This window comes from Amycolatopsis roodepoortensis (assembly GCF_024628825.1).
Taxonomy (GTDB): Bacteria; Actinomycetota; Actinomycetes; order Mycobacteriales; family Pseudonocardiaceae; genus Amycolatopsis; species Amycolatopsis roodepoortensis.
The window spans coordinates 992937-1004808 of record NZ_CP102415.1; the positions used below are offsets into that span (position 1 = coordinate 992937).

13 protein-coding genes are annotated in these 11872 nt (G+C 71.7%); 2 read left to right on the forward strand and 11 right to left on the reverse strand.

Features of this window, described 5'->3' with window-relative positions; translation table 11 throughout:
• Position 1: 1 nt before the first annotated feature.
• The 9 genes from NQK81_RS04800 to NQK81_RS04840 form a co-directional block, all read right to left on the reverse strand.
• The gene (locus NQK81_RS04800; RefSeq protein ID WP_257487206.1) at positions 2–856 is read right to left on the reverse strand and encodes a siderophore-interacting protein; all 855 of its coding nucleotides are present in this window, start codon (positions 854–856) and stop codon (positions 2–4) included.
• On the reverse strand, positions 853–1086 hold the full coding sequence (locus tag NQK81_RS04805) for a phosphopantetheine-binding protein (RefSeq protein WP_192744624.1): 234 nt from the start codon (positions 1084–1086) through the stop codon (positions 853–855). The genes NQK81_RS04800 and NQK81_RS04805 overlap by 4 nt, the downstream gene beginning before the upstream one ends.
• The gene (locus NQK81_RS04810; protein WP_257487207.1) at positions 1083–1754 is read right to left on the reverse strand and encodes an isochorismatase family protein; all 672 of its coding nucleotides are present in this window, start codon (positions 1752–1754) and stop codon (positions 1083–1085) included. Before NQK81_RS04810 ends, NQK81_RS04805 begins: the two co-directional genes overlap by 4 nt.
• Positions 1751–3373 (reverse strand): (2,3-dihydroxybenzoyl)adenylate synthase, encoded by a 1623-nt coding sequence (locus NQK81_RS04815; RefSeq protein WP_257487208.1) that lies wholly within the window; start codon positions 3371–3373, stop codon positions 1751–1753. The genes NQK81_RS04810 and NQK81_RS04815 overlap by 4 nt, the downstream gene beginning before the upstream one ends.
• Positions 3370–4566 (reverse strand): isochorismate synthase, encoded by a 1197-nt coding sequence (locus NQK81_RS04820; protein ID WP_257487209.1) that lies wholly within the window; start codon positions 4564–4566, stop codon positions 3370–3372. The genes NQK81_RS04815 and NQK81_RS04820 overlap by 4 nt, the downstream gene beginning before the upstream one ends.
• Positions 4567–4702: 136 nt before the next feature.
• On the reverse strand, positions 4703–5452 hold the full coding sequence (gene dhbA, locus NQK81_RS04825; RefSeq protein ID WP_257487210.1) for a 2,3-dihydro-2,3-dihydroxybenzoate dehydrogenase: 750 nt from the start codon (positions 5450–5452) through the stop codon (positions 4703–4705).
• A 234-nt stretch (positions 5453–5686) separates the two neighbouring features.
• Positions 5687–6148 carry a GerMN domain-containing protein gene (locus tag NQK81_RS04830; RefSeq protein WP_257487211.1) on the reverse strand — a complete coding sequence of 154 codons (462 nt, stop codon included), beginning with the start codon at positions 6146–6148 and terminating at the stop codon, positions 5687–5689.
• A complete protein-coding gene (locus tag NQK81_RS04835) occupies positions 6145–7551 on the reverse strand; it encodes an ATP-binding protein (RefSeq protein WP_257487212.1) in 1407 nt (468 codons plus the stop codon). Before NQK81_RS04835 ends, NQK81_RS04830 begins: the two co-directional genes overlap by 4 nt.
• A complete protein-coding gene (locus tag NQK81_RS04840) occupies positions 7548–8282 on the reverse strand; it encodes a response regulator (protein ID WP_306856030.1) in 735 nt (244 codons plus the stop codon). The genes NQK81_RS04835 and NQK81_RS04840 overlap by 4 nt, the downstream gene beginning before the upstream one ends.
• Positions 8283–8436: 154 nt before the next feature.
• On the opposite strand from NQK81_RS04840, the gene NQK81_RS04845 reads away from it, so the two are divergent.
• Complete coding sequence (locus NQK81_RS04845; RefSeq protein ID WP_257489694.1) at positions 8437–8943, forward strand: M15 family metallopeptidase; 507 nt, start codon at positions 8437–8439, stop codon at positions 8941–8943.
• Here the strand turns inward: NQK81_RS04845 and NQK81_RS04850 are convergent.
• Complete coding sequence (locus NQK81_RS04850; RefSeq protein WP_257487213.1) at positions 8933–9934, reverse strand: saccharopine dehydrogenase family protein; 1002 nt, start codon at positions 9932–9934, stop codon at positions 8933–8935. The two genes, NQK81_RS04845 and NQK81_RS04850, sit on opposite strands and share 11 nt — an antisense overlap.
• Positions 9935–10033: 99 nt before the next feature.
• Here NQK81_RS04850 and NQK81_RS04855 point away from each other — a divergent pair, with 99 nt between their 5' ends.
• Entirely contained in the window at positions 10034–10960 is a 927-nt protein-coding gene (locus NQK81_RS04855; RefSeq protein WP_257487214.1) for a helix-turn-helix domain-containing protein, read from the forward strand.
• A 96-nt stretch (positions 10961–11056) separates the two neighbouring features.
• Here the strand turns inward: NQK81_RS04855 and NQK81_RS04860 are convergent, their stop codons facing one another.
• A complete protein-coding gene (locus NQK81_RS04860) occupies positions 11057–11869 on the reverse strand; it encodes an SGNH/GDSL hydrolase family protein (protein ID WP_257487215.1) in 813 nt (270 codons plus the stop codon).
• Positions 11870–11872: the final 3 nt, after the last annotated feature.

The window sequence follows — 11872 nt, forward strand, 5'->3', positions numbered from 1 at the left end:
ATCAGTGGTCGTGCTCGTCGTCGAAATCCGCGACGCCGCGTTTCCAGTAGCCGGTCACGTCGTGGTCGTCCTTGCCGAGCCCGAGGTCGTTCTTGAGCCAGCGGCGCAACGGCTTGATCTGCCCGGCTTCACCGGCGACCCAGGCGTAGAGCCGTTCGCCGGCGGGGACCTCGATCGTCATGACCGCGCGCGCGAGCATGTCCGAGGCGCCCGGCGCGACGTCGCCACGGTGCAGCCAATGCACCTCGACGTCTTCGGGCGCGGACAGCTCGATCTCCTCGCTCGCGTCGGCGACCTCGATGAACGCCCAGCCCGCGGCGGTGCGCGGCAGCTCTTCGAGCCAGCGCGCGATCGCGGGCAGCGCGGTGAGATCACCGGCGAGCAGGTAGCGGTCGTAGGTGTGCGGCACGATCAGCCCACCGGGCGGACCGGCGACGTGCACCGGGGTGCCGGGAGTGACCTTCTCGGCCCAGCCGGAACCGAGGCCGCCTTCGTGCAGTGCGACGTCGAGGTCGAGTTCCCCGGAAGCCGGGTCGTACCGGCGGACCGTGTACTCGCGCGACGTCGGAGAGGGCTTGGGCCAGCGCAGCATGTCGCCGTCCTGGACCGGCAGCCGCGGCTCGGGATCCAGCTCGGGGAACAGGACCTTCACGTGCTCATCGGGCGAATGCGCCTCGAAACCCGCGGTTCCCGGCCCGCCGAGGGTGACGCGGAGCAGTCCGGAACCGATCATCTCGGTGCGCACGACCTCGGCCTGCCGGACCCGGATCGGGTACGGGACCTTCTCCGCGTGCGCTCCCCCGCGCACCTCGGCGATGCGTTCGAGGTGCCGGTGGCGATGGTCGGCGCGGCTCACGCGGTGCTCCCGGTGAGGACCTGCGTCCAGTGGCCGAGGGTCGGCTGCTCGGCGAGGTCGGCGAACTCCAGGGTGTCGGCGCCTTCGGTGCGCCACTGCTCGACGAGGCCCATGATCCGCATCGAGTCGAGTCCGAGGTCGGTGAGGTCGGTCTCCGGCTTCAGCTCGGCCGGATCGCAGCCGAGCAGCTCGGCGACGTCGGCGTGGATCTTTTCGACGGTGAGGCTCATGAGCGCGCTCCGGCGTGGATCGGGGCCAGCGCGGCGAGCGCGGCGGCCGTGGTGGTCAACGCGCCGCAACGCTGGGCGACGTACTCGCAGGCCTGGTCGTGGCGCTCGCGGGAGAAGTCCGCGACCGCGTCGCCGACGAGGAACGGCTGGATGTCGCGCATGAAGGCCTCGACCGCGGTGGCCTGGCAGCCGATATGCGCGTAGACGCCGGTGATCAGCAGCTGGTCCCGGCCCGCTTCGGCGAGCTGCTCGGTGAACGTGCTGCGCTGGAACGCGCTGTAGCGCCACTTCGTCAGCACCTTGTCCCCCGGCTTCGGGGCGAGCTCGGGCACCACATCCGCGGCGGCGGGGTCTTCGTCGATGACCGCGCCGATACCGTCGCCCCAGAACTCGGTGAGCAGGCCGCGGTCCTCGACGGCCTGGTGACCGGGCTGCGCGGTGTAGAACACCGGGACACCCGCGGCGCGGGCGGCGTCGGCCAGCGCGGCGATGTTCGCGACCATCTCCGGCACCGGGGATCCCTCGTACGGCGCGAGGAAGTAGCGCTGCGCGTCGTGCACCAGCAGCGCGGCGCGCGCGGAGTCGGGCTTCCAGCCGACCCGGCCGGCGGGCAGCTCGGCCTCCGTCGGCAGGGCGTACGGCTCGATCTTGGGCAGTGACACGTTCACTTCTCCTTCGCCAGGGCGGCCAGTGCCGCCCGCAGCTCGCGTTTGCTGGTCTTGCCGACCCCGGTCACCGGGAACTCCGGCACGATCTGGACCAGATCGGGCACCTTGAACGCCGCGACCCCGCGCTCGCGGACGAACCGGCGCAGCTCCGCCGCGGCCGGCTCGGCACCGGCCGCGGGCACGACGTAGGCGCAGGTGCGCTCGCCCAGGTACGGGTCCGGCACCGCGACGACCGCGGCGTCGAGCACGCCGGGATGGGCCATCAAGTGGTTCTCGACCTCTTCCGCGGCCACCTTTTCCCCACCGCGGTTGATCTGTTCCTTGGCCCGGCCGACGACTTCGAGGTGTCCCGACGGGTGCTGCCGCACGAGATCCCCGGTGCGGTAGAAGCCGTCCTCGGTGAACGCGGTCTTGTTGTGCTCGGCGGCGCGGTAGTAGCCGCGGATCGTGTACGGGCCACGGGTCAGCAGCGCGCCGACCTCGCCCGGCGCGACCACATCGTCCGAAGTGGACAGAGGATCGTCCGGGTTCACGACGCGGACCTCGTCGTCCGGCGAGATCGGCCGCCCCTGTGTCGCGAGGACGTACTCGTCCGGATCGTCGAGCCGGGTGTAGCAGACCAGTCCCTCGGCCATGCCGAACACCTGCTGCAGACGGCAGCCCAGCGCGGGCCCGATCTTCTCGGCAAGCTCGCGCGCGCATTTGGCGCCGCCGACCAGCAGGACGTCCAAAGAGGACAGATCACGGGTGGTCCGCCCGGCCGCCTGCGCCCACGCGGCGGCCAGCGGCGGCACGAGCCCGGTGATCGTCACACCCTCGGCCTCGATCAGCCGGAACGCGGTGTCGGCGTCGGGACGCGGCGCGAACACCGTGGCCGCGCCCGCGTGCAGCGCGCCGAGCAGACCCGGCGAGCTGAGCGGGAAGTTGTGCGCCACCGGCAACGCGGCCAGGTACACGCTTTCCGGGCGCAGGCCACAGATCCGCGCGCTCTCCCGGACGCTGTAGAGGTAGTCGTCGTGCGTGCGCGGGATCAGCTTCGGCAGTCCGGTGCTGCCGCCGGACAACTGGAGGAACGCGACCCCGGCGGGATCCGGATCGGGCAGGGCACGCGGTGTCGCCGCTTCGAGCACGGCGAACTCCTCCGTGCCGACGACGAAGACGTTGCGCACCGAAGGGATTTCGGCGGCGACCGCGTGCGCCATGGCCGCGTGGCCGAACCGCTCGTGCTCGCCGACGGTCAGGATCGCCGCCGCCTCGCTCTGTTCGGCGAAGTGCCGCAGCTCGCTGGCGCGGTGCGCGGGCAGCGCGAACACCGGCAGCGCGCCCGCCCGCCACAGTCCGAACACGACGGACGCGAACTCCGGCACGTTCGGCAGCTGCACGACGACCCGGTCGCCCGGCCGGATCCCGGCACCGGCGAACCCGGCCGCGAGCCGGTGCGCCCGCTCGTCGAGTTCGGCGAAGGTCCAGCGAGCGTTCTCGCCGATCACGGCGGGGCGCTCGGCGTACGCCTCGGCGAGGCTGGTCAGCAGTTTGCCGAAGGTCTGGCCGCGCCAGTATCCCGAAGCCCGGTAGCGCGCGGCGGTTTCGGGCGGCCAAGGCACGTGATCGGGATTCATACCGCCCCCTCCAGGCCGAGCGCCCGCAGCATGGTGCCGAACTTCGCGCCGGTCTCGGCGAGTTCGGCCGCCGGGTCGGAACCCGCCACCACGCCCGCGCCGGCGAAGAGCCGCACGGTGCGGTCGCGGACCTCGGCGCAGCGGATGGTGACGACCCATTCGCCGTCCCCGTCCTGGTCGGTCCAGCCGACGAGACCCGCGTAGTAGCCGCGATCCTCGGGTTCGAGCGCGGCGATGGTGTCGCGGGCGAGCGCGGTCGGGACGCCGCAGACGGCGGGTGTCGGATGCAGTGCTTCCGCCAGCCCGAGCGCGGACGAACCGGCGTCGCCCGGGTCGGCGAGCCGTCCGCTGATCCTGGTCGACAGATGCCACATCGTGGGGGTGCCGATCACCTCCGGTTCGCCCGCGACGTCGAGGTCGTCGCAGAACCGGCCCAGCACCTCGGCCACCTGCGCGGCGACGTGGGCGTGTTCGGCACGGTCCTTTTCGGACGCCAGCAGATCCTCGACGCGGCGGGCGTTTTCGGCGTCGTCGGCCACCCGCGGCCGCGATCCGGCCAGCGGGTTCGCCGTCACCACCCGGCCGCGGCGGGAGACCAGCAGTTCCGGGCTCGCGCCGACCAGGGTGCGCGGCGCGGGATCCCCCGGCGCGCTGACGTCGACCGCGAAGGCGTGGGCCGCCGGGTCCGCGTGGACGAGACGGGCCAGCAGCCGCGGCACGGCGATGGGGTCTCCACCGGTGACGTCGAGGCAGCGGGCCAGCACGATCTTGCGCAGGTCACCGTCGCGGATCTCGTCCAGCGCCTTGGCGACGGCGGTGGTGTAGACCTCCGGCGCGGGCTGCGGCGAGACCGACCAGTCCCCGCCGCCGAGCGGGGCGACCGGACCACTCGCCATCGGTGGTCCGGCCCGGCGCACCACGGCGGGGACCACCAGGCTGCTCGGCGCGTCAGGCCGGAAGCCGATGGCCCCGGCCACCACCGGTTCGGTCACTCCCGCCACGAGGGCGGCGTCGAGGACTTCGGCGGCGGCACGGGCGCGTTTGCCCGGCACCGCGTGGACCGGGGAATACACGCCGTCGGCGAGCAGCGATCCGCGAGCGGACGAGTAGTAGAACGATCCCGGCAGGTACGCCGCCAGCAGATCGGCCGCCTGGTGGACCGGCCTTGGCCGAGCCGGTGCAGGTGAGGACACGACTGGATTCCCTTTCGCGAATACTACTGACCGAACAGGCGCTGGTGACACCCCAGTACGCAAGCGCCGACTACGACTTTTCGGTTAGCCTAACCTAATCATATGGACCCGAAAAGTCTTCGTTGCGTCATCGAGATCACGCGCGGAGCGTGGCTCCGCCGTCGACGTACAGGTTCTGCATCGTGATATGCCGCGCGCGATCGGAGGCCAAAAACAGGACGGCGTCGGCGATATCGGCGGGTTCGGCTATCCGGCCCAGTGGTATGCCGACCCGATATTGCTCCGGATTCCCCGCGATGACACGGTCCGCGCCGTTCTCGTCCGTCCACAGTAGACGTTGCATGTCGGTGTCGGTCGAGCCGGGAGAGACGATGTTGCAGCGGATGCCGGAACCGGCGAGTTCGAGCCCGAGGCAGCGGGTCAGCATCGTCGCGGCCGCCTTCGAGGCGGCGTACGCGGCCATCCCGCTGCGCGGGACTCCCGCCGCGTTCGAACCGACGGTCACCAGCACACCGCTCCGGCGGGGCGCCATCCGGCGGGAGATCTCGCGGAGCACGGTGAAGACACCGGTGGAGTTGACCGCGAAGGTCGCCGCCCAGTCTTCGTCGCTCGTGTCGCGGACGGACCCCGGCTTCAGTACACCTGCGACGGAGGCGCCGATCCCGATCGGCCCGAGTTCGCGTTCGACCTCGTCGACGACCCGCGCGACGGCCACGGGATCCCCGACGTCCGCGACGAACGAGGTCACTCCGTCCCTGGAAGCGCTTTCGGCCAGGTCCACCGACGCCACGATCGCACCCGCGCGGGCGAGCCCGTCCACGACGGCCGCCCCGATCCCGCGCGCGCCTCCGGTGACGAGTGCGACCTTGCCCTCGATCCCTTCCACGCCACAACCACCCCCGTCTCATTTGCTTAGCCTTGCCTAAGCTAGCGGGCGGATCCGGACAAAGCGAGGGACCGACACCGGTGATCCGGGACACTTCCGGTGCGGACCGTGCGGGTAAAAATGCCGTGGTATGTGCCATCCATGTGTGCTGCCCCAGAACCGAGTGGGTCACCGTGGTCGTGAGTGGCGTTTCGTGTTCTAACCCGAAACGCCACTCACGACCACGGTGACCCACTAGCCGGGCAAGGGACACGACAGCGGACCACGCACGGTTCCCTCACCCCGCAAGGTGATCTGCGCGCTCCCGCCGAGCGAATCCCGCGCGGTGCAAACGATCTGGTCCACCGCGCGCGCCGACAACCCGGCGACGCCGACCGAGAGGGTCACCGTGACCCCGTTCGGCGCCGGCGTCTGGTCCAGGACCGCGGTGCCGGGCGGGACTTCCGTGGTGTACTGCCGTTCCCGCTCGCTTTCGTCCGGTCCGGCGGCGAGCAGATCGACGGGGCTCGCCGGCGGCAGTTCCTGCGCCAGCGGGCGCAACACGCGGACCGGTTGCCCGCCGGACAGGAAGTAGAGCACCGCGCCGTTGGCGGGCCCCGACGGCGCGGGCGCCCCGGAGATCACGGCGCTGGGCCGGACGCCGCAGCCCGCGACGACGAAGACGACAAGCAGAGCAGAAAGCCAGTTCTTCCTCATGCCGTCACTCCCAGCCGGGGCAGGCGCAGCGTGAACACCGCGCCGCCGTCGACGCCGTTGGCCGCGCTCAAGTTTCCGCCGTGCAGCCGGGCGTTTTCCCAGGCGATCGCCAGCCCGAGTCCGCTGCCGCCGGACCTCGCCCTGGCCGAATCCGCCTTGTAGAACCGGTCGAACACGTGCGGGAGCACCTCGGGCGCCAGCCCGGGTCCGCGATCCGAGACCACCAGCGTGATCTCCTCCCCCGCTTCGGTAAGCCGGAGCGAGACCGGCTTTTCTCCGTGCCGCAACGCGTTCCCGACCAGATTCGCCACGATGACGTCCACCCGCCTCGGATCCCACTCGGCGAAGATCCCGGCGGGCAGGTCCTTCTCCACCTCGCCCGTCCAGCCCCGGATACGCAGGCTCGCCGTGACCACCTCGGCGACATCGACTTCCTCCCGCGCCAGCGCGGCCGCCCCGGCGTCGAAGCGGGAGACCTCGATGAGGTCGTTCACCAGCCGCGTCAGGTTGTGCGTCTCCTCGATGCTCATCTTCGCCGCGCGACCGGCGTCCCCCGGCAGCTTCGACGCCTCCTGCTCCAGCACGTCCGCGACCGCGGTCATCGCGGCGAGCGGGGTGCGCAGTTCGTGGGAGACGTCGGCGACGAACCGCCGCGCGTCGGATTCCATCCGTTCCAGCTCGCCAACGTGCCGCTCGAGCGATTCGGCCGTCTCGTTGAAGGTGCGCGCCACCCCGGCCAACTCGTCCGAACCGCGGACGCTGATCCGTGCCCGCAGATCACCCTCACCCAGCCGCCGCGCCGCGTCGCCGAGTTCCCGCACCGGCCGCAGCACACCGCGGGCGGCCAGCAACGCCAGCCCGATCGCGAAGACGAGCGCCACCCCGCCGATCAGCCAGGCCCGGGTGGCGAGTTCGTCGATGCTCTTCGCCTCCGGCGCCATGCTGCGCGCGACGTAGGCCTCGATGCCCGAATCCCGTTGCTGCCCACCGGGAAGCACGACGGTGAACCTGGTGCCCACCACCAGCATCGGTGCGCCCCGGGCGTCGACTCGCTGCCAGGCGACGTTTCCCGACCGGACCCGCTCGCGAAGCTCGGGCGAGATCAGCGACCGCATCTGCTCGCTCCCGCTCGCCTTGTCCTCGTACAGGACCAGGGAGCTCAGGTCTCGGTCGGACAGCTCGCCGCTGATCCGGCTCAGCGTCCCCTCGCCCGGCGGCAGCGGGCCGAGCGGGAACAGCGCGGTGGCCTTGTCGACCAGGACGCGGGCCGTGGCGTCCTGCGCCTGCTTGAGGATCACCGTGCGGGACTGGACGTAGGCGCCGCCGGCGACCGTCGCCGCGGTGATCACGACCAGCAGGCTGAACGCCAAGAGCAGCCGGGTGCGCAGGCCACCGAGCTTCACAGTGGCCCGAAGCGGTAGCCGAACCCGCGGACCGTCTGCACATACACCGGCGCGGACGAGTCGTCCTCGATCTTCGCGCGCAGCCGCTGCACACAGGCGTCGACGACGCGCGAGTCGCCGAAGTAGCCGTGCTCCCACACGCTTTCCAGCAGGTACTGACGGCTGAGCACCCGGCCAGGTACCTGGGTGAGTTCGAGCAGGAGCCTCAGTTCGGTCGGGGCGAGGGCGACGGGCTTGTCCCCCTTGGTCACGGTCAGCCCGGCCCGGTCGATGCCGAGGTCGCCGTGCCGCTCGATCTCGGCAGGCGTGGGCACCGACGGCGCGGGCTGCCCGCTGCGGCGCAGCACCGCGCGGATCCGTGCCTCCAGCACCTGGGCCCTGGCGGGTTTGACCACGTAGTCGTCCGCGCCGGCGGCGAGCCCGGCCACCACGTCGATGTCCTCGTTGCGCGCGGTGAGCATGATGATCGGCAGATCCCCCGCCGCCCGGATCCGGCGGCAGACCTCGAACCCGTCCAGTCCGGGCAGCATCAGGTCCAGTACGACGATGTCCGGCGGCCGGGACGCGAGCCGGGCGAGGCCTTCCTCGCCGGTGGCCACCGCGTCGACCGCGTGGCCACGGCCGCCCAGCGCCATGCTGAGCCCGTCACGCACGGCTTGATCGTCCTCGATGAGCAGCACCCTGGGCATGCCGACGACTATCGCAGCGCCGGACGGAATCCGCTCGTCCATGACACGCCATGGTGCCCGTCCCGTTTCCGCGGAACGTCCACGGAATGTCATCGTTGCGTCACGACGTCCTCCGTGCGGAACGGTGACATTTTCGTCGGCGTCCGCGCACGTCGCCGCGATCGGGTTCGCACAGGCGTCGGCGAAGGTCGACGGCATGAAAGAACTCGTGCTCGCGGCGATCACCCGCGTCCTCGCGATACTGCTGCTGATCCCGGCGTGGCTGCGGTGCCCCGGCCAGGCCCGGCGGATCGCCTGCGGCTGGGCGCTGTCACTGCGGTTCCCCGCCGAAAACCTCGCCGGGCTCACCGCCGGGACGCTCGCCGCGTTCACCGCCGCCAGGACCGAGGCGTTCTGGCGGCACCGCACGCTCCTCGGCGTCACCTCGGGGCATCGGGACGCCGCCGAGCAGCATCGGCTGTACCTCGCCGAGACCGCCCGCGGCGGCAAGCGTGTCCTGCCGCCGCAGGATTCCGCGCACGTCGGCGGTACCGCGCTGGACGTCCGGCCGCGCGAAGGAGCGCAGTGGCTGGAGGACCACGGAGCCCGCTTCGCGCTCTACCGGATCTACGACAACGAATGGTGGCATTTCGAGTACCGGCCCGGGGAGGTTCCGCCCGCCCGGCTGCCGCATCCGGGCTGGCGGGCCGGTGTCACCCCGTGACGGTGATCCGCGGCGCCAGGGCCGCCAGGAAGTCGGCCGCGTCGAAGACCTCGCCCGCCGAAACGACCCCGGTCGCCTTGGTCCGGCCGTCGAGCACGCGCTGGACGGCCTCCACCACCAGCGGAGCCGTGATCGCGTAGATGTCCTGCCCTCGCGCGACGATCCGCCGCTCTTCGCCGCCGGCTCGCACCACGACGTCGACCACGAACTCCTGTGCCGACGGGCCGTCGGCGGGAGGCGCGGGGGTCTCGGGTGTCACGACCTCGCGGGCCGCGTTCACGGTCATGTACGTGGTCACTTCGGGAATGTCGAGGTGGCTGGGGACGGTGACGACGTCGGCCATCGTGAACTCGCCGAGCACGGCGCGGGTCCCGAGTGGCGCGGGGAAGTCCCAGTCCAGCTCCGGCAGCGCGTCGTCACGGTGTTCGATCCGGCCGCGCGCGAAGCGGATCCGCTTTCCGTCGCGCCGCTCCCGCGAGACCTTGCCCGCCGCGCGGGTCCCTTCCGTCGGGTGCCAGCTGCTCAGCCCGTAGGCGACGTGCGCTTCGTCGGCGGACGTCCAGTCCCCCATCGCGGCGGTGACCATCAGATCGCCGAGGCCGCCGAAGAACGCCATCGCCGGGATCACCGTCGCTCCCGCGGCGCGCTCGCCGAACTGAGCGAAAGTGTCGATGTTCGCTTCGAGCTCCGCGGCCACGTCGAGGTACGGGACGCCCGCCCGCAGCGCCGCTTCGATCACCGGAGCGGCGGTGTCGGCGAACGGCCCGGCGGCGTTGATCACCGCGTCCGCGCCCGCGAACGCGCGGTCGAGCGAAGCCGGGTCGTCGACCGACGCCTGCCGGACGCCGAGATCGGGCCAAGGCAGGCCGCGCAGTTTCGCCTCGTCGCGTCCCACGGCCAGCACGCCGAATCCGCGTTCGCGCAACTCCGCCACCACGAACCGCCCGGTGTGCCCGTAGGCCCCGAACACCGCGACGTCGTACGTACCCATGGTTTCTCCTGCCCTCGGTCGATCCACTGTGGACCATCCTGTCGGCCGATCCGGCCGATCGACAGTGTCCGGAATGCCATCATGCGTACACTTTCGGACATGAGTACGGTCGCCCTCGCCGCCACGGACGGGATGCTGCAGTTCGAGCTGTCCATCGCCCACGAGGTCTTCGACACCGGCCTGTACGAATTCGGCGTCTACGGCTCGAAAGCGGTGAAGGTCGGGCGATTCCTGCTCGAACCAGACCACGGGCTTGACGAGCTGAAGCACGCCGGAACCGTCATCGTCCCCGGCTGGGCGGACATCGACGTCGATCCGCCGCCGGATCTGGTCGAGGCCGTGCGCGCCGCCCACGAAGGGGGCGCGCGGGTGGCGTCCCTGTGCACGGGCGCGTTCGTGCTGGCGGCCGCCGGTCTGCTCGACGGCCGCCGGGCGACGACACACTGGGCGCACACCGACGTCCTCGCCGCCCGGTTTCCCTCGGTGGAGGTCGATCCGGACGTCCTCTACGTCGACAACGGCAGCGTGCTCACCTCCGCGGGCAAGGCCGCCGCGATGGACCTGTGCCTGCATCTGGTCCGGTCCGACCACGGTTCGGCGGTCGCGAACACCATCGCCCGCCGCCTCGTCGTCTCGCCGCACCGCGCGGGCGGGCAGGCCCAGTTCGTCACCGCCCCGGTGCCCGATCAGGACGACCACCCGCTCGGCGGCCTGCTCCCCTGGGTCACCGAGCGGCTCGACCGGCCACTGACCGTCGAAGACCTCGCCCGGCACGCGAACATGAGCTCACGCAATCTGGCGCGGCATTTCCGGTCGGCGACCGGGACGACCCCGCTGCGCTGGCTGCTGACCCAGCGCATCCGCCGCGCTCAGGAACTGCTGGAGCGGACCGACGACAGCGTCGACCTGATCGCGGAGGCCACCGGGATGGGCACCGCCGCCACGCTGCGGCGGCACTTCAACCGCACGGTCGGGGTGCCGCCGGACAGCTACCGCCGGACTTTCCGCGCGGCTGTCGGTCGGTAAGGCCAAGCGACGGGCCGGGTGTCGCGAAAGCCACTTTCGCGACGTGTGATGTCCCGAAAGTGGCTTTCGCGACACGGTCGGACCGCCCCGCGCCTCTCAGGAGTGCAGCCGGGCCGTGACCAGGTCCGCGACGGCCGCCATCCCGGCCTCGTTCGGGTGGTACGGCACGCGTCCCGGCGCGGCCATGTACCGCTCCATCCACGGGACGGTGGCACAGGCGTCGTGGTCCGCGCTGATCGCGGCCGCCGGGACCAGGGTGGCCCGTTCGGCGCGGGCCGCCCGCCGGGTCGCCGCCGCGAGCCGGTCCGCGACCTCGCGTTCGAAGACCTGCTGCTCCGGGGTGAGGGGAACGCCGTCGCAGGCGGGCGCCGTGCGCGGCACGATCGTCAGGTAGTCGACGACCAGCACCCGCGCCCGCGGCGCGCGCCGGTGGACCTCCGCGATGACGGCGCCGATCTTCTCGTGCACCGTGCTCAGCGCCGCGCGGACGGCGTTCTGGTCGACCTGGCCGCAGTTCGCGCCGCCGGTGTTCTGACAGCCGTAGGTGAACAAGCTCCCGACGTAGCCGACGTCGTTGCCGCCGATGGTGACCGTCACGAGCCGGGTGTCCCGGGTGACGGCCTCGATCTGCGGCGGCTGGCCGGCCTGCCCCGAGGTGAGGATGTTCGCCGTGGTCGCGCCACTGCAGGTGACGTCGGTGAGGGCGAATCCGCGTTCCGCGGCCACGAGAGTCGCGTAGTTCTTCGTCGAACGTCCGCACGCCGCCGGGGTTCCGGGCTGCTGCGGCGGGATTCCCGGCCCCGCGGCGAAGGAACTGCCCATGGCGACGTAGCGGGCGGCCCCGGCGGCTTGGCCGGGCGGCGTGACCAGGAGACCGAGCGTGACCGCGGCGAGCACCGCGACGGACATCCG

What these genes read in the sequence shown, in the direction of transcription:
- NQK81_RS04805 (WP_192744624.1), bottom strand. Translation starts at nt 1,086, where the DNA reads ATGAGCCTCACCGTCGAAAAGATCCACGCCGACGTCGCCGAGCTGCTC.
- NQK81_RS04815 (WP_257487208.1), bottom strand. Translation starts at nt 3,373, where the DNA reads ATGAATCCCGATCACGTGCCTTGGCCGCCCGAAACCGCCGCGCGCTAC.
- NQK81_RS04830 (WP_257487211.1), bottom strand. Translation starts at nt 6,148, where the DNA reads ATGAGGAAGAACTGGCTTTCTGCTCTGCTTGTCGTCTTCGTCGTCGCG.
- NQK81_RS04840 (WP_306856030.1), bottom strand. Translation starts at nt 8,282, where the DNA reads ATGGACGAGCGGATTCCGTCCGGCGCTGCGATAGTCGTCGGCATGCCC.
- NQK81_RS04845 (WP_257489694.1), top strand. Translation starts at nt 8,437, where the DNA reads ATGAAAGAACTCGTGCTCGCGGCGATCACCCGCGTCCTCGCGATACTG.
- NQK81_RS04850 (WP_257487213.1), bottom strand. Translation starts at nt 9,934, where the DNA reads ATGGGTACGTACGACGTCGCGGTGTTCGGGGCCTACGGGCACACCGGG.
- NQK81_RS04855 (WP_257487214.1), top strand. Translation starts at nt 10,034, where the DNA reads ATGAGTACGGTCGCCCTCGCCGCCACGGACGGGATGCTGCAGTTCGAG.
- NQK81_RS04860 (WP_257487215.1), bottom strand. Translation starts at nt 11,869, where the DNA reads ATGTCCGTCGCGGTGCTCGCCGCGGTCACGCTCGGTCTCCTGGTCACG.